Annotated in this window: 20 protein-coding genes and 2 tRNA genes; 13 read left to right on the forward strand and 9 right to left on the reverse strand. The window is 49.9% G+C overall.

The features are described 5' to 3' along the window. Nucleotides 1–246: 246 nt before the first annotated feature. The 3 genes from DQW12_RS03485 to DQW12_RS03495 all read left to right on the forward strand — a co-directional run bounded on the left by DQW12_RS03485 (nt 247) and on the right by DQW12_RS03495 (nt 2,408). The gene (locus tag DQW12_RS03485) at nt 247–1,431 is read left to right on the forward strand and encodes a pyridoxal phosphate-dependent aminotransferase (RefSeq protein WP_113906447.1); all 1,185 of its coding nucleotides are present in this window, start codon (nt 247–249) and stop codon (nt 1,429–1,431) included. A 794-nt stretch (nt 1,432–2,225) separates the two neighbouring features. Next, nucleotides 2,226–2,302, forward strand: a tRNA-Asn gene (locus tag DQW12_RS03490). Nucleotides 2,303–2,331: 29 nt separating this feature from the next. Continuing rightward, nucleotides 2,332–2,408, forward strand: a tRNA-Asn gene (locus DQW12_RS03495). A 50-nt stretch (nt 2,409–2,458) separates the two neighbouring features. On the opposite strand, the gene DQW12_RS03500 is transcribed toward DQW12_RS03495, so the two are convergent. After that, nucleotides 2,459–2,806 (reverse strand): phosphatase PAP2 family protein, encoded by a 348-nt coding sequence (locus tag DQW12_RS03500; protein WP_157957839.1) that lies wholly within the window; start codon nt 2,804–2,806, stop codon nt 2,459–2,461. 341 nt (nt 2,807–3,147) lie between these two features. On the opposite strand from DQW12_RS03500, the gene rsxA reads away from it, so the two are divergent. The 7 genes from rsxA to nth are packed head-to-tail and all read left to right on the forward strand — an operon-like array spanning nt 3,148 to nt 9,075. Beyond that, complete coding sequence (rsxA, locus tag DQW12_RS03505) at nt 3,148–3,732, forward strand: electron transport complex subunit RsxA (protein WP_113906449.1); 585 nt, start codon at nt 3,148–3,150, stop codon at nt 3,730–3,732. Next, complete coding sequence (rsxB, locus tag DQW12_RS03510; RefSeq protein ID WP_198683885.1) at nt 3,729–4,346, forward strand: electron transport complex subunit RsxB; 618 nt, start codon at nt 3,729–3,731, stop codon at nt 4,344–4,346. The genes rsxA and rsxB overlap by 4 nt, the downstream gene beginning before the upstream one ends. Next, on the forward strand, nt 4,343–5,998 hold the full coding sequence (gene rsxC, locus DQW12_RS03515; protein ID WP_113906451.1) for an electron transport complex subunit RsxC: 1,656 nt from the start codon (nt 4,343–4,345) through the stop codon (nt 5,996–5,998). Before rsxB ends, rsxC begins: the two co-directional genes overlap by 4 nt. Next, a complete protein-coding gene (gene rsxD, locus DQW12_RS03520; RefSeq protein ID WP_113906452.1) occupies nt 5,995–7,071 on the forward strand; it encodes an electron transport complex subunit RsxD in 1,077 nt (358 codons plus the stop codon). Before rsxC ends, rsxD begins: the two co-directional genes overlap by 4 nt. After that, a complete protein-coding gene (gene rsxG, locus DQW12_RS03525; RefSeq protein ID WP_113906453.1) occupies nt 7,068–7,724 on the forward strand; it encodes an electron transport complex subunit RsxG in 657 nt (218 codons plus the stop codon). Before rsxD ends, rsxG begins: the two co-directional genes overlap by 4 nt. A 1-nt stretch (nt 7,725) precedes the next feature. Beyond that, nucleotides 7,726–8,418, forward strand: a complete 693-nt coding sequence (locus DQW12_RS03530) for an electron transport complex subunit E (RefSeq protein ID WP_113906609.1) — start codon at nt 7,726–7,728, stop codon at nt 8,416–8,418. Nucleotides 8,419–8,439: 21 nt separating this feature from the next. Then, complete coding sequence (nth, locus tag DQW12_RS03535; protein ID WP_113906454.1) at nt 8,440–9,075, forward strand: endonuclease III; 636 nt, start codon at nt 8,440–8,442, stop codon at nt 9,073–9,075. Here nth and DQW12_RS03540 read toward each other — a convergent pair. The 4 genes from DQW12_RS03540 to DQW12_RS03555 all read right to left on the reverse strand — a co-directional run bounded on the left by DQW12_RS03540 (nt 9,072) and on the right by DQW12_RS03555 (nt 14,534). Next, nucleotides 9,072–10,316, reverse strand: a complete 1,245-nt coding sequence (locus tag DQW12_RS03540) for a sensor histidine kinase (protein WP_113906455.1) — start codon at nt 10,314–10,316, stop codon at nt 9,072–9,074. The genes nth and DQW12_RS03540 overlap by 4 nt on opposite strands. A gap of 2 nt (nt 10,317–10,318) precedes the next feature. Continuing rightward, on the reverse strand, nt 10,319–11,020 hold the full coding sequence (locus DQW12_RS03545; RefSeq protein ID WP_440582355.1) for a response regulator transcription factor: 702 nt from the start codon (nt 11,018–11,020) through the stop codon (nt 10,319–10,321). 13 nt (nt 11,021–11,033) lie between these two features. After that, nucleotides 11,034–13,448 carry a TonB-dependent receptor gene (locus DQW12_RS03550; protein WP_113906456.1) on the reverse strand — a complete coding sequence of 805 codons (2,415 nt, stop codon included), beginning with the start codon at nt 13,446–13,448 and terminating at the stop codon, nt 11,034–11,036. 174 nt (nt 13,449–13,622) lie between these two features. Beyond that, nucleotides 13,623–14,534 (reverse strand): flagellar protein MotY, encoded by a 912-nt coding sequence (locus tag DQW12_RS03555; RefSeq protein WP_113906457.1) that lies wholly within the window; start codon nt 14,532–14,534, stop codon nt 13,623–13,625. Between the two features lie 123 nt (nt 14,535–14,657). Here DQW12_RS03555 and rnt point away from each other — a divergent pair, with 123 nt between their 5' ends. Further along, nucleotides 14,658–15,281, forward strand: a complete 624-nt coding sequence (gene rnt, locus DQW12_RS03560) for a ribonuclease T (protein WP_113906458.1) — start codon at nt 14,658–14,660, stop codon at nt 15,279–15,281. 96 nt (nt 15,282–15,377) lie between these two features. Here the strand turns inward: rnt and DQW12_RS03565 are convergent, their stop codons facing one another. Beyond that, nucleotides 15,378–15,983 (reverse strand): peroxiredoxin, encoded by a 606-nt coding sequence (locus DQW12_RS03565; protein ID WP_113906459.1) that lies wholly within the window; start codon nt 15,981–15,983, stop codon nt 15,378–15,380. Between the two features lie 148 nt (nt 15,984–16,131). After that, the gene (grxD, locus tag DQW12_RS03570) at nt 16,132–16,494 is read right to left on the reverse strand and encodes a Grx4 family monothiol glutaredoxin (RefSeq protein ID WP_113906460.1); all 363 of its coding nucleotides are present in this window, start codon (nt 16,492–16,494) and stop codon (nt 16,132–16,134) included. Between the two features lie 204 nt (nt 16,495–16,698). Between grxD and sodB the strand changes: the two genes are divergently transcribed. Further along, the gene (gene sodB, locus DQW12_RS03575; RefSeq protein ID WP_113906461.1) at nt 16,699–17,280 is read left to right on the forward strand and encodes a superoxide dismutase [Fe]; all 582 of its coding nucleotides are present in this window, start codon (nt 16,699–16,701) and stop codon (nt 17,278–17,280) included. Nucleotides 17,281–17,338: 58 nt separating this feature from the next. Here the strand turns inward: sodB and fadR are convergent, their stop codons facing one another. Beyond that, nucleotides 17,339–18,049, reverse strand: a complete 711-nt coding sequence (gene fadR / locus DQW12_RS03580) for a fatty acid metabolism transcriptional regulator FadR (protein WP_113906462.1) — start codon at nt 18,047–18,049, stop codon at nt 17,339–17,341. A gap of 158 nt (nt 18,050–18,207) precedes the next feature. Between fadR and dsbB the strand changes: the two genes are divergently transcribed. Further along, on the forward strand, nt 18,208–18,759 hold the full coding sequence (gene dsbB / locus DQW12_RS03585; RefSeq protein WP_113906463.1) for a disulfide bond formation protein DsbB: 552 nt from the start codon (nt 18,208–18,210) through the stop codon (nt 18,757–18,759). Here dsbB and DQW12_RS03590 read toward each other — a convergent pair. Next, a complete protein-coding gene (locus DQW12_RS03590) occupies nt 18,731–19,216 on the reverse strand; it encodes a YcgN family cysteine cluster protein (protein ID WP_113906611.1) in 486 nt (161 codons plus the stop codon). The genes dsbB and DQW12_RS03590 overlap by 29 nt on opposite strands. Between the last annotated feature and the right edge of the window lie 3 nt (nt 19,217–19,219).

Consider the following 19,219-nt stretch of genomic DNA (forward strand, 5'->3'; position numbering starts at 1 on the left):
CTGTTTGCGAGAAACAAATTAAAAACGAAACCTGATGAGCAACGGTTACAAGGGTGCCCTACAGGGTAAAGAATTGAGTCGTGTAACGCTTGATAAGAAGAACCGAATACTAACAAGATTTCCTTCAAACATCCACGCAGAACAGCTTGGCAACTGGACATTTACGGCGTCGTTCAATATAGTTCTTAGTGCTTCTAAGCAGCCACATTCGGCCCTTATTCTTCAACTACGTCGCTAGGTATCTCTGTGGATTACAATCTGTCGCACCGTGTAAATGCAATACAACCCTCTCCCACATTAGCTGTGAGCCAGAAAGCCGCTGAACTCAAGGCGCAAGGCCACAACGTAATTGGTCTTGGCGTTGGTGAGCCCGACTTTCCAACCCCCGACTTTATTTGTGAAGCGGCCAAGGTCGCTATTGATCAACGCCATACCCGTTATACTGCAGTCGATGGTATTCCCGCTTTAAAAGAAGCGGTGATCGCAAAGTTTAAGCGCGACAACCAGCTCAACTATCAAGCGAATGAAATTTTGGTTTCCGCGGGTGGCAAGCATAGCATCTTTAATCTACTCACGGCTTGGATTAACGACGGCGATGAAGTCATTATTCCCGCCCCATACTGGGTTTCGTATCCAGACATGACCACCCTTCTTGGCGGGGTGCCCGTGGTGGTAGAAGCCGATATTAAACAGGCTTATAAAATAACCCCCGAGCAACTGGAAGCGGCAATTACCGAAAAAACCCGCATGCTGTTTCTCAATAGCCCGTCAAATCCTACAGGAATGGCCTACACTGCCGCCGAATTGAGCGCCTTAGCGGAGGTTTTACGCAAACACCCGCAGGTACTTATTGCCACCGACGATATGTACGAACATATTCTGTGGACCGACGAAGCCTTCCACAACATTGTAATGGTGGCGCCGGATTTAAAAGACCGCACCGTTATTCTGTCCGGTGTGTCGAAGGCTTATGCCATGACCGGTTGGCGGATTGGTTATGCAGCCGGCCCTGCTCCTATTATTGCAGCCATGAAAAAGATTCAATCGCAAAGCACCTCAAACCCCTGCTCCATTGCTCAACATGCGGCCGTAGCAGCGCTGAATGGTGAGCAGCATTTTATTGCGGAAATGGTAACTGAGTTTAAGCGTCGCCACGACACCTTGGTTGCGGGTCTGAACAACATTGCGGGCATTCACGCTATTGCCGGTGACGGTACCTTCTACACGTTTCCAAATATTGAAGTGTTAATGGCGGCAAAAGGCTTTGATACCGACGTAGCACTCTGTGAGGCGTTGCTTACCGAGCAAAAAGTTGCACTGGTACCTGGCACCGCTTTTGGCGCCCCAGGCCACTTTAGGCTTTCATTTGCCGCCTCACAAAGCGTGCTCGACGAAGCCGTTGAGCGTATTGCAGCTTTTGCGCGTGAATAAACCCACGCAAAGAGCCCGCTCATCAGCACGCTAAGCAATGTTCAACAACCGCTTGAGGCTAACACTAACTCAAGCGGTTTTTTCGTTTTAAGGGGCTTTCCGTGCGAAATAGCACTGAGTACAGCCAACAGAGAAACACCTACGCATATTTTGGCTTTTTGCAACCGATTTAATTTAAAAAGTTTCCAACGAGTAAAAATACCGAAGTACAATCCAACAGGTCCTTTTGCCCTGTTCGCTCTCGATACAGCTTTGTACGCTATGTCTCACGTAAGTAACCGCTCACTGCATAATTTCAAAACTGTTTTCCACTACTGAAGCCGTCGATCACTCACAATATTGCAACTTTTGTGTCACACAGCCTTAACATTCGCGCATTTTCCGTCCAGCCCGCACTGCTGTCATAACCTATTGAATTAATTGGTTAATAAATAAAATGCTAATAATTAACCAGATCCTGAATCGGGCCGGATCGCCTACGGTTGCGCTGATCTCACAGACTTAACCACAAAGTTATCCACAGAAAACGTGGATAAGATCAGCTAGCCCCCATACATCAAGGGTTTGTGTTCGATGTGGATAAAAATCGAGAAAAAACTTGCATTATCTAGAGCCCTTATTTTTCAAGACCTAGAAAACAAACATGATAAAACAGCCAACTCAGTACAATTTGTAGCCCAAAGCATAGAAAACGCTTGTTTTTTACCCGAACGGACCGCTTTTCATAAATTTTGTTTCGCTCAATGGTTGACAGTGCTGCGGTCTAGCATTAACATTCCGCCCCGTTAAGCGTTTCCCCAGTAGCTCAGTCGGTTAGAGCGGTGGACTGTTAATCCATGTGTCGTTGGTTCGAATCCAACCTGGGGAGCCAAACGCCTAGACCTACCAAAGCCTTTCAATTCCCCAGTAGCTCAGTCGGTTAGAGCGGTGGACTGTTAATCCATGTGTCGTTGGTTCGAATCCAACCTGGGGAGCCAAAAGCTCCAAGCAATATTCAATACACACCTTATCGATGAATTACAGCAAGCTAGTGAATGAGCGTGATGAATACCGCGCCAATGCCTGTACCCAATAGAGCACCCGCAATAACGTCACTCGGATAATGCACGCCAAGTGCAACGCGTGATACCGCCACCAGCACTGCCCACAGATACACTGCCGAACTCCACAACGGAAAGCTCGTTACCACCAGCGCAGCAAAAAGAAATGCGGCCGTTGAATGGCCAGAAGGGAAACTGAATTTGTCGGCTGGCGTAATAGCCGGACGAAACTGCGGCCGTATTGCCGGACGGTTTCGCTTAAGGGTATTTTTCAGCCAAATAAACAAGGGAATTTCAAGCGCAAACGAAAGCAACAAGCGTTGCACAAACAACATACTGCCCTCAACGGTTGCCACCACAGCGAGCAAAGCAAATAACGCATAATAGGGGCCGTCGCCGCTACGCGAAAACCAGAACGCTAGGCGCGACTTCCGCAGTGGCCGAGTGCGTTTGAACAGCCAATAGAATGCAGCTTCATCTGCTGCGCGTAGCTGTTGGAAAATATGTTGCAGAGTTTGCTCCTTGCCGACTTAAGTCTATGCGCTAAGCTGCGTATGTTAACGAAATTCTGACGAAAACGCTTGCATAAATGTAACGTTGTTAAATGGTACCGAAATCAGGATAATAGAGGCCAATAAGTGAATGCCAAATCCACGCCTAAGATCATCGGAACCTCATGACTGAAATTCTGTTATTACTGATCGCAACAGTGCTTGTAAATAACTTTGTATTGGTGCAATTTTTGGGCCTTTGCCCTTTTATGGGCGTTTCCAATAAGTTAGAAACCGCCATAGGCATGTCGGCCGCCACTACCTTTGTGCTCACACTCGCTTCCGTTTCAAGCTATTTAGTGCATCATTACATTCTTTTGCCACTCGAACTACAAGCCTTACGCACGCTAAGTTTTATTTTAGTGATCGCAGTTGTGGTGCAGTTTACTGAAATGGTTGTGCACAAAACCAGCCCTACACTCTACCGTTTACTCGGTATCTTTTTACCGCTCATTACGACCAACTGTGCGGTTCTTGGGGTTGCGCTATTGAATATTTCCGAGCAACACAATTTTATCGAGTCTATTTTTTATGGTTTAGGGGCCGCTATTGGCTTTTCTTTGGTATTGGTGCTCTTTTCTGCGTTGCGTGAACGCATTGCGGCCGCCGACGTGCCTATCACTTTCCGCGGCGCTGCTATTGGCATGATCACTGCAGGGCTAATGTCGCTCGCCTTTATGGGCTTTACAGGGCTTATTACAACATCATGAGTATTCTCAGCGGAATTCTTGTACTTGCCGGTTTAGCGTTGCTCTTTGGCCTGATCCTCGGCTTTGCTGCCATTCGTTTTAAAGTAGAAAGCGATCCTTTGGTAGATCAAATAGATGAAATCCTGCCACAGACCCAGTGTGGCCAATGTGGCTATCCCGGTTGCCGCCCTTATGCGGAAGCCATTGCCAACGGCGACGACATTAATAAATGCCCACCCGGTGGTGAAGCAACAATTCAGAAGCTGTCCGACCTTACCGGGCGTGAAGCGAAACCTCTCGACGCTGCTCACGGTGTTGAAGACGTGAAGAAAGTTGCCTACATTCGCGAAGACGAATGCATTGGCTGCACAAAATGCATACAAGCCTGCCCGGTCGACGCCATTATGGGGGCAAATCGACAAATGCACACGGTTATCGCCGACGAATGCACGGGCTGTGATCTTTGTGTAGAACCCTGCCCTGTTGACTGTATTGATATGCTGCCGGTAACCACAAAGCCCGAGCGCTGGCGTTGGCAGCTTGACAGTATTCCCGTAACAGTAGTCGATGCTACACAGGCCCTTCCAGAGCAGAAGGCAGAGCCAAAGGAAGAACACAGCGGGAGCCAAGTATGAGCAAACAGGCAAGCAACGCGGTGCAACTCTGGGACTTTCCCGGCGGTATTCATCCGCCGGAGCGCAAGCAGCTGGCAAATCGCACGCCGATTGCTCATTTGCCGTTACCCTCAGTGCTTTACATTCCACTGCGTCAGCATTTAGGGAGCGCTGGCAATATCCTTGTGCAGCCGGGAGATACCGTTTTACGCGGCCAAGCGCTTACAGAGCCCGGCCATACGGGCGGGCTGCCGGTACATGCGCCAACCTCGGGAACAGTGCAAGCCATTATCGACCACCCGAGCAATCATCCGTCGATGCTCGCAGAACCCTGTATTCAACTTATTCCCGACGGGCTTCACAACAGTGTGGCGTTTGAGCCTATATCGAACCCATTTGAAGCTACCGCCCTCAGCCTACTTCAACACATACAGCAAGCAGGCATTGCCGGCATGGGCGGCGCAGGTTTTCCGACGGCACAGAAGCTGGCGCAATCTCGCCGCATTGAGTTGTTGATTATAAACGGTGTGGAATGTGAGCCCTATATTGTGTCCGACGATCGCCTCATGCGTGAACACGCCGCCACTATTGTGCGCGGTTCATTGTTGATTGGGCATATTCTCGGCAACCCTGCTATTGTCATTGCCGTGGAAGACAACAAGCCCGAGGCTATTCAAGCACTTGAACATGCATTAACACAGCTCGACAGCCAACAGGCAGAACAAATTTCACTTAGGGTTGTGCCCACTAAGTATCCATCTGGTGGTGAAAAGCAACTTATTCAAGTGCTTACAGGTAAGCAAGTGCCCGCGCGGGGTTACCCTGCCCATATTGGCATTATTATGCAGAACGTCGGCACCGCTTTCGCCGTAGCCCGAGCAATTGACCACGGCGAACCGCTTATGGAGCGTGTGGTTACCCTTACGGGTGAAGCCTTTGCTCAGCCGGGTACGGTATGGGGGCTACTCGGTACGCCTATCGCTCATTTACTTACACATGCGGGGCTGCAAACGGAAGCCCAACAACGGATCATTGTCGGTGGCCCCATGATGGGCTTTACTGTTACCGATTTACAAATTCCCATTACCAAAACAACCAACTGCTTATTGGCACCGACAACAACAGAAATACCCGCCAAACGCCAAGAGCTGGCATGTATTCGCTGTGGCGCATGTGAACAGGTTTGCCCCGCAAGTATATTACCGCAACAGCTTTATTGGTTGGCGCGGGCCAAAGACCACGACGGCTTGGCACAACACCATTTGTCGGACTGCATTGAATGCGGCGCCTGTGCTTACGTATGCCCGAGCGAAATTCCTTTGGTGCACTACTATCGGCAAGCGAAAGCCGATATTCGGGAAGCACATATTGAACAACAAAAAGCAGAAATCGCACGACAGCGATTCGAAGCCCGTCAAGCGCGGCTCCAGCGCGAAAAAGAAGAGCGCTTAGAGCGCCACCGCCAAGCGGCTGAAGCTCGGCAAAAGGCTTTAGCAGCGCGAGAGCGCGAACACGCGCAGCAAGCGGAACCTGCCGCGCCCAATGCACCTGCAGCAGCCAGCGACGACCCACAGAAAGCCAAGGTTGCAGCGGCAATTGCCCGCGCCAAGGCCAAGAAAGCCGCCCAGCAAGTGCAACAACAATCACAGCAAGGAGACTCTGAATCCTCATGAGTTTTTACATCGCCTCGTCTCCGCACGCCCACCAACGGCGCACCACACAACACATTATGTTGTGGGTATTGCTGGCGTTAATCCCCGGGCTCGCCGCACAGTGCTACTTTTTCGGTTGGGGACCGCTATTGCAAATTACAGTTGCGGTCACCGTCGCTCTCATTACGGAAGCCGTTATTCTTATTGTTCGTGAAAAACCATTACGCGCAACGCTCGGCGACTTTTCCGCAGTAGTTACGGCCGTACTCTTAGCGATCAGTATTCCGCCCCTAGCGCCGTGGTGGGTTATTGTTATTGGTACCTTGTTTTCCATCGGTATTGTAAAGCACGTTTACGGCGGTATCGGCCAGAATGTTTTTAATCCCGCAATGGCTGGCTATGTACTGCTACTTATTTCTTTTCCGGTACAAATGACTTCATGGATGCCACCTAGCACACTAGCAACGTTCGAACTGAATTTTATCGACAGCCTGTGGCTGTTTTTTACCCAATACACCAGTGAAGGCTATAGCTTAGAGCAAGTTCGCCTCATTGAGCTTACGCAAAGCCTCGACGCTATAGTAATGGCGACCCCGTTAGATGAAATTAAAACCCAACTCAGCCAAGGTTATACCTTAACGGAAATCAAACGGTCTGATGTGTTTAGCGGCATTGCCGGTACTGGATGGTTATGGGTCAACCTCGGCTATTTAGTCGGTGGCCTGTTACTTTTATACAAGCGCATTATTCAATGGCATATTCCGGTGGCTCTGCTTGCTTCACTCGCATTCTTTGCTGCGCTCGGCTCGCTGTTTGCCGCCGACCAGTTACCCGGCGTAAGTTTGCATTTACTCAGTGGTGGCGCCATGCTGGCCGCTTTCTTTATTGCCACAGACCCCGTTTCTGCCGCCACTTCAAACCGCGGCAAGCTGGTTTATGCGGCGCTTATTGGTATGCTCATTTATATTATTCGAACTTGGGGCGGATACCCAGACGCTATCGCATTTGCAGTCCTTTTAGCCAATATGTGCGTGCCGGTGATCGACTATTACACACGGCCGAGAGCCTATGGCCACGGAGGGAAAGCGCTATGATTTTTTCATCCATGAAACGCAACGGTATTATTCTCGCCGCTTTTGCTGCAGTGGCAACCGCGCTGCTTATTGCGGTGCAATGGGCCACCGCCGACCGTATCGCCGCCCAGCAACGCAATGAAGTGATGCGTACTCTCAATGAACTGGTCCCGCGCTCCACTTACAGCAACGATCTGTACCGCGACTGTACGCTGGTGACTAACCCAGACGCACTTGGAATCGACAGCGCACAACCGGTTTATCGCGCTCGGGATAACAATAATCATGTCGCCCTAGTGGTTAGAACCACAGCGCCAGACGGCTACAGCGGTGCCATTCATTTGTTGGTGGCCATTGCCCCATCGGGCACTATTCTTGGCAGCCGCGTGCTCCAACATCGCGAAACACCTGGCTTAGGCGACAAAATTGAACTGCGAAAAAGTGACTGGATTCTGAGCTTCACCAACCAGCGGGTGAACGGCGAAAACGATCCGCGCTGGGCAGTTCGCCGCGACGGCGGCGCCTTTGACCAGTTCACGGGGGCAACCATTACGCCGCGCGCGGTGATCAATGCTATTCAACGCACTGCTTTATGGGCACAGGCCAATAGCAACGCGCTTTTTACTGCGCCAGCAAACTGCGACGCTGCCACGCAAGGAGTCGGTAATGAGTAACGTGAACGAATACAAAACCCTTACCGCAAATGGATTATGGGAAAACAACCCCGCGCTCGTTCAATTACTAGGGCTCTGCCCACTACTCGCGGTTACCGGAACTGTCACGAACGGCTTAGGCCTTGGCATTGCTACGCTATTAGTATTAATGGGCTCGAATATTACCGTGTCTTTAGTGCGCGACTGGGTGCCCAATGAAATTCGAATTCCTGTATTCGTTATTGTTATTGCTACCTTTGTAACCCTTATTGAACTATTAATGAATGCGTTCACCTATGGGCTTTACACGGCCTTAGGTATTTTTATTCCACTTATTGTTACCAACTGCGCCATTATTGGTCGCGCCGAAGCCTACGCGTCAAAGAATCCGTGGCACAAAGCTGGCTTCGACGGTTTTGTGATGGGTTTAGGCTTTGCTTTGGTACTGGTGCTTTTAGGTGGACTGCGTGAAATAATTGGCCAAGGCACGCTCTTCGACGGTGCCGACTTGTTGCTAGGCCCGTGGGCGGCGTCACTGCGTATGGAGCTGATTCAATTCGACTACCCATTGCTGGTTGCCATTCTGCCGCCAGGCGCCTTTATTGGTTTAGGATTAATCATTGCGGTGAAAAATGGCATCGATTTGCAACGCAAGCGGCGCGCAGCCAAACAGCCGATAGCGAAAGCGCAACGCGCGCGCGTTACTTCACAATAACTGCAAAGGGAAAACGAAGCGATGAACAAAGCAAAACGCGTTGAAATTTTAACTCGATTGCGCGCGGCGAACCCAAATCCCACGACTGAGCTCAACTTTTCCAATCCATTTGAGCTGCTTATTGCTGTACTTTTGTCGGCACAGGCCACCGACGTAGGCGTGAATAAGGCAACTGGGCCGTTATTTGCGGTAGCAAATAACCCAGTCGACATGCTGGCACTGGGCGTAGACGGGGTGAAACACTACATTAAAACCATCGGCCTATTTAATACCAAAGCAGAAAACGTGATCAAAACCTGCCGTATTTTAGTGGAGCAACACCAAGGTGTTGTTCCCGAGAACCGCGAAGCGCTTGAGGCTCTGCCCGGTGTTGGCCGAAAAACCGCAAACGTAGTGCTCAATACCGCCTTTGGCTGGCCGACCATTGCTGTCGACACACATATTTTTAGAGTGAGTAACCGCACCAAACTGGCCACTGGCAAAAACGTTGATCAAGTCGAGCAAAAGTTACTGAAAGTGGTGCCCGCAGAATTTAAAGTCGACGTACACCATTGGTTGATACTACATGGCCGCTACACCTGCGTGGCGCGAAAACCACGGTGCGGTTCATGCATTATCGAAGACCTTTGCGAATTTAAAGAAAAGACCGAAATTTAAGCTTGCTGCGGGGTTTGCTTCGCTGCAACTTTCCACGCTACAGAGGCCGCCGCACAATTATCCTCGACTTGTAAAGTAAACGACCAGTCATTGCGTTCGCACAGCCGCTGAACAATACCCAAGCCTAATCCATAGCCGCGGGAAGAGCTTGCCGAGGCGGCCTTAGACTCATTAATAATGACCAACTCATGCGCCTTAATATGAATTGATATGGGCTCCTGCCCCGCCAGCTTATGTTCAAATGCATTGCGTATTAAATTATTCACCACAATAAAAAACGCTTCGTTATGCCCTTGTACGCGCGGTGACGCCATCTCGTGAATGGCAACTTCAATAGGCTTGTCGTTTCTTAATTCGCGCTGTAACTCCAAGGCTCTTTGCACCAAAGGCTTCACCAAAAACGGTTGATGTTGCGACCAAGGTTCTTCTTCTCGGGCCAAGAATAGAAAAGTTTCAATGGTTGCTTTCATATCACGTGTGGCGCGCCGAACACGTTCTAGTATTTTTTCGTCGGCCGGCGACACGTTACTTTGCTCGAGTAATTCAAGCGCGCCGGTTATCACCGTAATTGGCGTGCGTAGTTCGTGGCTTGCAGAGCTGGTAAAGTAACGCTCGCGCTCAATAAAAGCGCTAATTCGTGCGAGTGTTTTCTCAATGGCTCCCGCCAATACTGCGACCTCGTCATTGCCAAATCGCTCAGGCGCTATGCGTTTATAGTCGTCGCCCGACAAGCGTTCCAAGTCAATTTCAGCCACTTGCTTCGCCAAGTGCGCAACCGGCGCAACTGCCCGACGCATAACGAGAATACCAAGCCCAAAGCCCAACACGCCAAGTGTGGTCACCACCCCTGTGATCACCAGCACCAACCACCAATCTTCTGAAGACGCGGCCTCAATACCGGCTACGTCGAAAACAACGAATCCCGGCGCTTGGACGTCGTCAACAGGAGCGAGCACTGCAACATGTAATTCTTCAGCTTCAAATTCATAAATACCTTCAGCAGGATTACTCAACGCCCAAGCTCGAATGGAGTCCGGCAACTCAGCCGCTCCAGAATAGGCTCTAATCGTTTGCTGCAGTTGTGGATAGCTTTGAGCTGCATGCTGCAACTGCTGTGTTAACACCCTGTCTTCACTCAAGCGAACGGCACCAAGAAACGCAAAGCCCCACACGATACTCAACACCGCAACACAAGCGGCAAACGCAATAGCAACCCGTGTGCGTAAACTGTGTCGGTACATTTCTACTGTTCCTCGGAAATTCGATAACCGATACGATGAACGGTATGGATTAATGGCACCGCAAAGGGTTTGTCGACTGCTTGTCGCAGTTTGTACATGTGCGAGCGCAGCGCGTCACCGTCGGGCCGTTCGTCGGCCCACAACAAAGTTTCCAATGTTTCACGCAACACCACCGACGGCGACGATTCCATTAACCGTTGTAATATTTTTAAACTGGTGGGGTTAAGTTCAATACGCTGCCTCGCTCGCTGCACTTGTAGTGTTTGTAGATTAAGCGAAAGGTCACCAATGCTGAGCACTTGCGCCTCTTTACCATGACCGCGTTTATGCAAAGCTTGCAATCGCGCATGTAACTCCTGCAAAGCGAAAGGCTTCACCAAATAGTCATCAGCACCTGCCTCGAAGCCCTTGAGCTTGTCGGCAAGTGTGTCTCTCGCCGTTAACATTAATACCGGCGTGTCGATGTGAACTTCGGTTCTCAGCTTGTTACAGAAATTCAAGCCATCCATGCCAGGTAGCATGAGATCAAGAATAATCACGTCGAAGGGTTGCGTGAGCGCTAAATGCATAGCACTAATGCCGTCGTAGGCAAAATCGAGCAAATAGCCCTGCTTTTCTAGGTATGCAGCAATGTTCTCGCAAATATCGCGGTTGTCTTCTACAACTAAAGCTCGAATGGGCGCCTGCCCATGCTTGCATACCATTAGCGCTTCTCCCTTACCATGCATAATCCAAGCGCAAACCAATTAAAGGTTCGGCTTCGCTGCCATCTTTTACGTCGAATCCTCGGCGGTAGTCGAACTCAACATCGTCACCCGACGCTGCAGCGGTCACATTAATTACGTCAAGAAACGCAGTGACGTCGAAAGGACCGAACGCGCGACGGTAATCGACACGAACATTTAACGATCCCGAGCCACTTTTACGCCCCACGTTACGCGCAATAATCTCTTTCGAGTAACGCAACGGCTGGCCAGGGCCTAACACATCTTCGTGCACAATATAGGCGTCGTCTGGAGTGCCAGAAAGGTATTTGTAACGACCCGCAACTTTCCAATGGTTGTTGATCTCCCATGTGATACCCAAGGTGGCAACGTGCTCACGGTTAAAGTCGGCAGGAAGTTCTCCACGACCATCTTTTTGATCAACAACCGCGTCATTATAGGAATAAGTAGCAGTGGCATAAAGCCCTTCACGCAGCATGCCATTTAACACAAAATCGACACCTGCTGAGCTCCCCTCTCCGCGGTTTGCAAAGGTGCCGCTGGTGCGATCCAAATCCACCACTAAATTGTCTAAGCGTTGATAATAAGCTTCTGTTAAAAGCGACCAACTCGGCGAGAAGAAATACTTAAAGCCAACACTGCTGTGGGTAATTTCCTCATTCTCCAGTGTATTGGCTTCGTTTGCCGCCAACTCTAAATAACGCGGTGACTGGTGAAACAAACCCACCGACGCAAAGTAACGAAGGTTATTCCGAGCCTGCCAGTTTACGCTAAAACGAGGTGAAACAAGGCTTTCATCGGCAAAGCCGTCACGCTCAAAACGTAAACCTGAACGTAAACTCCAGTCGTTAAACTGAAACAACTGGTCTACATAGCCCGCATAGCTGGTTTCTTTTCGGTTCAACGACGCATTCAAACTTTCTGGCGTTAACACTATATAGCGCTGCTCTGGGTCCGGTCTAAAGTCGTTACTGTCGTAAACAAAACGATTCCAGTCGTCGGCCAGTACCGTGAAGTAGTCCAATTCAAGTTGCGTTACCCGCACACCGGCACTCAATAAACCCCAGCTATTCATTACCTCAAAGTCACTGCGCCAACCTATTTCGGTTTCAGCTTCACCCACCGTAATAATATCTTCGCGAACAGGAAAGCTCGATGCAGGTGACCCCGGTGGTACAAGATCCGGATAGGCTTCGCCTTCAGAGCTCACCTTGTCGCTGTTACGATAATAGACTCGGTTGGTCCACACGGCCGTTTCGCCAATTAACGAGCGTAAGGTTAAACCATACAGATCACTATCTTGTTCAGATTTTTGTAAAGCCACATCTTCAAAATTCGGCGACTCAAACACATGGGCAACATCACGAACATAGTCTTCGTGGGTGTCCATTAACAACACTTCAAGGGTATTTGTTGAATTTAGCGGGATCACCGACTTCACAATAATGTCGCGCAAAACTGGTTCACCAATGTCCAGCTCTTCAATGGTTTCAAAGAGCGCGCCAAAATCTAAACGGCGCGCCGACACCAACACAGTTGCATCTTCGCCAATGCCTAGCGGGCCGTCGTAGCCCACCTCGAAACCGGCTAAATCATAGCGAAAGCTGGCCGAAGGGCTCGGGTTACCGCCGGCTACGTCGAGCTTTAATAAAGAGGCAGCACGTCCACCATAGGCAGCTTCCCATCCTCCCGGTGAAAATTCAGCGCCCGCAATGACATTGGGCGCAAAAATCGAAAATCGACCACCACCCCCTACATCTTCGTCCTCGCCTAAGGTTGCGTCGAAATGCACGGCCTTATCGAACGGAAAGTCGTCTACTAAAATAAGGTTGTCGCGAGGTCCACGCCCCCGAACACTGAAGCTGGCAAATTCACTCGCAGACGCTAAACCGAGCAACCCGTCGAGAGACAAGAGCGGATCAGCGCCCCCGCCGACGGCACTGCGCAATCCTTCTCGGTCAATATAGGTGCTTGAGGTTGAGGAGAAAGCGTCCGACTGGCGCGAGCGCACTTCGATCACTTCTACAGCCTGTTCTCGCAATTGAAATTCCAACTGAATATTTTTCCGCGTGACCACCCGAATACTCGACTCCACCAAGGTGGTGTATCCGCTTTTCGCCATCGTAATGGCGTACAGCCCCGGATTAAGCGCAGTAAAGGTTACTCGCCCTTGCGCGTTGGTTTGTAGCGTTTGAGAATTGCTGGTGGCCCGTTCTACCACAGTTATGGCGACATCCGCCACAGCCCGGTCGGTGTACTGGTTCTTCACCACAAGGGTGAGTTCGCCCGGCTCCTCTGCGGCATGAGTAAGTAACGGAAAACTCAGACAGAACATCCACAACATCACCCCCAATACCACCTTTAAGGGAGTAGCGCCATTCTTACAAATACGGATTCTATAACTCATCATTCATTCCTTACGCCCACTATTTTTATCATGGCCGTAAGCGTAGCAAATAGAATGTCGCTAAAACGTCGCCAAAACGTGAATATATCGTTCAACTGTATTCAAAGATTAAAAAAGAAAACCCCCGACACTGGAGGCCAGTACCGAGGGTTTTGATTAAAAGTGCTCACGCAATTAACGGCTACCGAGCAGCTCTTGATTAAAAGGCCGGCTTATTTGTACTACAGCTCTACGGTTTTGCGCCCGCTCCAGTTCAGTATCGTTCGCTGCTGCATGACGCATTTCGCCATAACCGCGTACTGAAATTTGTTGGTCGGAGAGCCCCTGTTCAATCAAGAACGACTTCACCATCTCGGCGCGCGCTTCAGACAGCGCTTGATTTTCGTCGCGCGTACCGTAAGCGTCTGAGTAGCCCACAACCAACACCAATTCGATGTCTTGATCATGGCGTAGGTATTCACCCACCCGCATAAGTTTTCGTTTTGACGCATTGGTAAGCTCAGCTTCCTGCGGCTGATAGTTCAGCACCGTAAAAGCAATGTCGTCGAAACCAAAAGGAAGCAGGTTCGACACACACTCCTGAAAATCTTCGTAACGCTCGGGAAAGTTGATCGCAGACACTTTCACCTGCACGCGATCGTTTGCATTATGCCAGTCTTGATAGGTAATAGTGGGCACCATGCCTTTCTCAAGTTCAGTGAGCAAAACCCAAGACATTTGTTTGTTGATGTCGCTGTCGTATTGTTTATAAAGCGCCAGCTCGCCAAGATGGCGCGGGGCAATACCCGGCCGCCAATCTGGCGCTGTACTATAAATTTGCGCTTGATCGTAGGTGTCGGGCTGACGCCGCATGTCTAACACCATACGCATATTCATTTCACGGCTTGCTTCGCTAAGAAAACGAACTTCACCATAACGGGGAATGTCATGCGTTAATGTGCACTGAAGCGGTGAGTACTCGCTGACTCGCCATTCAGAGCGTTCTAGATGCGCACCATAACTGCGCAACGCTGCATTGGCGGTAAACTGGCTTGCGAGTAATCCTAAACTCAAGGTGTACGCCAACCAAGGAATGGGTTTCCACATAAGTTTAATGGCCTCGCTCTATTAAAATGAACTCATGCTAAACATATCGGCAAATTACCGCTAGGCTTTAGCATTCAGTTTCGCTTTCTGGCATACTTCTCGCCTGAATTATAAGGAGTTTGCATGAGCGCTGCAGAGCATTTAATGAAGTCTCGATTTCGCGGCTATTTACCCGTGGTTATCGACGTAGAAACCGGTGGCTTTAACCCCAAAACAGACGCTTTATTGGAAATCGCAGCCGTGCTTCTCGACTTTGACGACAACGGCGAATTAATCCCTATTGCCACGCATCACGCTCACGTTGAGCCTTTTGCCGGCGCCAATATCGAGCAGGCCGCCCTCGACTTTAACGGCATTAAACCCGATCATCCGCTTCGTGGCGCTGTGCCAGAAGGCGAAGCATTGCGTGATATTTTTCGTGCGGTTCGTAAAGCGCAAAAAGACGCGGGTTGCCAACGCTCGGTTTTGGTTGGCCACAATGCAACCTTCGACCACAACTTTATGATGGCGGCAGCAGAGCGTGCCGGGCTGAAACGGAATCCCTTTCACCCCTTTGTAACCTTCGACACTACCTCGTTGTCGGCTGTAGCTTTAGGGCAAACCGTATTGATTAAAGCGTGCCAAGCCGCGGGTATTCCCTTCGACCAAAATGAAGCGCATTCGGCCGTATACGACACCGAACGAACAGCAGAGCTATTCTGTTGGATCGTCAACCAATGGCAGCACCTAGGCGGCTGGCCCCGTTAAACGCAGTCCCCGTTAAAAGGAGCCGCGTAAAAAAAGGGTCAGAGTAAAACGTTACTCTGACCCCAATTCCGTTTTATCGCATTTACCAATTACAGGTTACAGGTTAGCAACGTTCTTCTTCAAGTACGCGGCTACGCCTTCTGCGTCTGCTTTCATGCCTTCTTGGCCTGCGCTCCAACCGGCAGGGCACACTTCGCCGTGCTCGTCGTGGAAGTTTAAGGCGTCAACCATACGCAGCATTTCGTCAATGTTACGACCCAGTGGCAAATCGTTCACCACTTGGTGGCGCACCACGCCTTCTTCGTCAATTAAGAACGACGCGCGGAATGCTACACCCGCTTCTGGATGCTCTACGTCGTATGCTTTACAGATTTCATGCTTCACGTCGGCAACCAGTGGGTATTTCACTTGGCCAATACCACCGTTGTCTACTTCAGTGTTACGCCATGCTGTGTGGCTGAACTGAGAGTCGATTGAGCAACCAATAACGGTTACGCCGCGTTTTTCAAACTCAGCTAAACGCTTGTCGAATGCGATCAGTTCTGAAGGGCATACGAAAGTGAAATCGAGCGGGTAGAAAAACAATACCGTTTTTTTTCCTTTTATCTGCTCGCTAAAGGTGAAATTCTCTACAATCTCACCTGTCCCCATAACAGCAGCAGCGGTAAAATCAGGGGCCTGACGGCCAACTAATACAGCCATGATTAATCTCCATGTTTAGTTGATAAATGTTTAGTTGATAAAAGCTTTGTTAATCAAAGCTCCGTTGATAAAAGCTCAATGTTCGCTAGCGAGCTATAAAAAAGCCCGTAATAAATACGGGCTGAAATTGAAATTTTTCAATTTTGCCCTAGTCGGTGCCTTCTTGCTCTGGCACTGCCTCGGCGATGAGCGTTTGTAATTCGCCCTGCTGGAACATTTCCAGAATAATATCGCAGCCACCAATCAATTCACCTTTCACCCACAACTGTGGGAATGTTGGCCAATTGGCAATTTTCGGCAGCTCTGCGCGAATCTCGGGATTTTGCAAAATGTCCACATACGCAAACGGCTTACCACAGCTCATTAGCGCTTGCGACGCTTGTGACGAAAATCCGCAGCTTGGCAGCTTCGGTGAGCCCTTCATATAGAGCAACACCGGATGCTCCGCAATTTGCTCACGAATACGTTGATGAACCTCTTCTACAGAATGACCCAAACCTTCGTTTTGCATCTCGAAAAACTCCACATCGGAAAAAGTGGCGACAGTATACCATATTTAATTGCGTGTCGCGCCCTTGAAAACTGATTCAGTCATCCCTACGTAGTGGTATTGAACATTGAAAAGAATACCCATTGTTAAACTAGAGCAGCGCCCCTTGGGTGCGCTATACTAGTTGGGTCTTTTTTCTAAAACAGCAATCAACGGAGAGCTAACATGGCATTTGAATTACCTGCTTTGCCTTACGAGAAGAACGCTTTAGAACCACATATTTCTGCCGAAACTTTAGAGTTTCACTACGGCAAACATCACCAAACCTATGTCGACAAATTAAACGGTTTAGTAGAAGGCTCTGATCTTGCGGGTAAGTCTCTAGAAGAGATTATTCGTAGCTCAGACGGCGGCGTATTTAACAACGCAGCACAAGTATGGAACCACACGTTTTACTGGCATTGCCTAAGCCCAAATGGTGGCGGTGAAGCTACGGGTGCACTCGCCGACGCCATTAACGCCAAATGGGGTTCGTTCGAGAAGTTCAAAGAAGCCTTTACCAACAGCGCTGTGAACAACTTCGGCTCGGCTTGGACTTGGCTTGTAAAAACTGCAGACGGCGGCGTTGACATTGTGAATACCAGCAATGCACAAACCCCGCTTACACACGAAGGTGTTACCCCACTGCTCACAGTAGACGTGTGGGAACATGCTTATTACATCGACTACCGCAATGCGCGTCCTAAGTATATGGAAGCGTTCTGGGCATTGGTGAACTGGGAATTTGCAGCGAAGAATTTCGGTTAATCTAACCGCTTTGCTAACAAAAAGGCCTTCGAACGAAGGCCTTTTCTATGTCTGCTCTCTATTCAACTAAATTTTCCGGAATAGAGTCGCGCAGCACTTTCCAAATTTCTGCGGAGTCATAACCATATTGACGCACCGCATTCATCGCTTCGTTATGCTGACCGGCTTCGGCTAATTGCGCCAACTTGGCGTAATATTGACGCGCGAGCTCACGTGCTTCGGGCTTGGAAAAATAGAACTGACCAATACGTGCATAAAGGCCCTTAAAGCCGTTTAATACCAGCACATAAATAGGGTTTTCCGACGCCAGTGCCAATTCGTGGTTGAGCGCGTAATCGTATTCGGCGAAAGCGCGACCCGAGTCTTCCAACGCCGCTGCGTCGGCCAACACCGACTTCACTCGTTCCGGGTTGTGGCGTAGCGCCGCACGAATGTATATCGCGCTAATGTTGGTACGGGCAGAAAGCAAGTCATCAATTAAGTCGGGCATGCCCTCTTCGTCGAGGCGCGCCAAGGTTTCTAGAATGTTGAGTCCAGACGTTTCCCAGAAGTTATTCACTTTGGTGGGCTTGCCATGTTGAATAGTCAACCAGCCGTCACGGGCGAGCCGCTGCAACACTTCACGCAAGGTGGTGCGCGTTACCCCGATTAACTCCGACAATTCGCGCTCTGCAGGTAAAATAGAGCCGGGCGCGAAATCCCCCTTCCAAATCGATTTAACGATAAATTCTTCAGCAAATCCCGCAGGACTCTTTGCTTTTATAATCATGTGAGTCAAATTTTGTTCCCATCACTCGAGCATTGCGTTGTAGATTGTAACCTGTGCGTAATGGTCGGACAAGCTCGAATACTACCCTACCCTAGGCTCGCTGTTACCGATCAACTGTGGTAATTTAGCCGCACGTTCTTTCTTATTCGTTACTACTTATGCATCGTTCTTTATTTCAATCACTCAGTTCTTGGCCGCTGCAAACTTTGCCGTGGCTTGCACTCGCGCTGTCCAGTACAGCGCTTATTCTCACCGCGCTGTATTTTCAATATGCCATGGGGCTCGAACCCTGCGTACAGTGTATTTATCAACGCACGGCCATGCTTGCAATAGCGCTGGCGGCTTGGCTAGCGGTAATCAACCCGAACCACAGCCTGCTACGTGGAATAGGCTTTACCGGTTGGCTCGTCGGTGCTGCGGCTGGGCTTTCAAGTGCCCATCATCATGTTTGGCTGCAAACTGCGAGCAACCCATTGTTCGCAAGCTGCAGCCCTTACCCAGACTTTCCAAGCTGGCTTCCATTACACGAATGGCTCCCCAGCTTTTTCGCTGCCGGAGGCCTGTGTAGTGACAACAGTTGGAGTTTTATGGGGATGTTTATGAGCGAATGGATGCGCATTATCTTTGCCGTTTATTTACTCTTCGCCCTTATTTTTCTTACCTTACACGTTAAACAACAGGTTACGGGGCGTCGTATAAAGGCCAAGTGATAATCTGAAGCTGGTCTTCGGTTAACGAGGGATCGGCTTCATTGCGAAGCGGATAGCCGGTGGTGGCCATACCCGCCGCTTCCATGGCCTGGCGTGAGCCCCCGTGTAACAGCGGGTGCCAGCTCGGCAATCCACGCCCTTCATAAACACGGCGATAAGCACAGCTTGCGGGCATAAAGAGAATCCGCTCGAGGTTCTCTGGCGACAGCACCACGCAATCGGGTACGTGCTTTAAGCGCTCAGCATACTGAGTACACTGGCCGGTCTCCGCGTTCAAGAGCTGGCAAGTCACATTCACATAATGCAATGTGTCGTCACTGCGCATGGGTTCGTCGTCTTCTACATCGTCACGCGCATCGAGAATTTTATGCAAACAGCATTTTCCACAACCGTCGCACAGGGCTTCCCATTCCTGCGACGACAGTTCATGAAGTTGCTTTTGTTGCCAAAATTGCACTGA

The organism is Aliidiomarina celeris (assembly GCF_003316875.1).
GTDB classification, from domain to species: domain Bacteria; phylum Pseudomonadota; class Gammaproteobacteria; order Enterobacterales; family Alteromonadaceae; genus Aliidiomarina; species Aliidiomarina celeris.

Excerpts from the sequence above, each read along its gene's own strand:
- DQW12_RS03555 (WP_113906457.1), bottom strand. The coding sequence starts at position 14,534 with ATGTGGAAACCCATTCCTTGGTTGGCGTACACCTTGAGTTTAGGATTA.
- DQW12_RS03565 (WP_113906459.1), bottom strand. The coding sequence starts at position 15,983 with ATGGCTGTATTAGTTGGCCGTCAGGCCCCTGATTTTACCGCTGCTGCT.
- grxD (WP_113906460.1), bottom strand. The coding sequence starts at position 16,494 with ATGCAAAACGAAGGTTTGGGTCATTCTGTAGAAGAGGTTCATCAACGT.
- DQW12_RS03545 (WP_440582355.1), bottom strand. The coding sequence starts at position 11,020 with ATGGTATGCAAGCATGGGCAGGCGCCCATTCGAGCTTTAGTTGTAGAA.
- rsxB (WP_198683885.1), top strand. The coding sequence starts at position 3,729 with ATGAGTATTCTCAGCGGAATTCTTGTACTTGCCGGTTTAGCGTTGCTC.
- dsbB (WP_113906463.1), top strand. The coding sequence starts at position 18,208 with ATGCATCGTTCTTTATTTCAATCACTCAGTTCTTGGCCGCTGCAAACT.
- nth (WP_113906454.1), top strand. The coding sequence starts at position 8,440 with ATGAACAAAGCAAAACGCGTTGAAATTTTAACTCGATTGCGCGCGGCG.
- rsxA (WP_113906449.1), top strand. The coding sequence starts at position 3,148 with ATGACTGAAATTCTGTTATTACTGATCGCAACAGTGCTTGTAAATAAC.
- rsxD (WP_113906452.1), top strand. The coding sequence starts at position 5,995 with ATGAGTTTTTACATCGCCTCGTCTCCGCACGCCCACCAACGGCGCACC.
- rsxC (WP_113906451.1), top strand. The coding sequence starts at position 4,343 with ATGAGCAAACAGGCAAGCAACGCGGTGCAACTCTGGGACTTTCCCGGC.
- DQW12_RS03500 (WP_157957839.1), bottom strand. The coding sequence starts at position 2,806 with ATGTTGTTTGTGCAACGCTTGTTGCTTTCGTTTGCGCTTGAAATTCCC.
- rnt (WP_113906458.1), top strand. The coding sequence starts at position 14,658 with ATGAGCGCTGCAGAGCATTTAATGAAGTCTCGATTTCGCGGCTATTTA.
- rsxG (WP_113906453.1), top strand. The coding sequence starts at position 7,068 with ATGATTTTTTCATCCATGAAACGCAACGGTATTATTCTCGCCGCTTTT.
- sodB (WP_113906461.1), top strand. The coding sequence starts at position 16,699 with ATGGCATTTGAATTACCTGCTTTGCCTTACGAGAAGAACGCTTTAGAA.
- DQW12_RS03550 (WP_113906456.1), bottom strand. The coding sequence starts at position 13,448 with ATGAGTTATAGAATCCGTATTTGTAAGAATGGCGCTACTCCCTTAAAG.
- fadR (WP_113906462.1), bottom strand. The coding sequence starts at position 18,049 with ATGATTATAAAAGCAAAGAGTCCTGCGGGATTTGCTGAAGAATTTATC.
- DQW12_RS03540 (WP_113906455.1), bottom strand. The coding sequence starts at position 10,316 with ATGTACCGACACAGTTTACGCACACGGGTTGCTATTGCGTTTGCCGCT.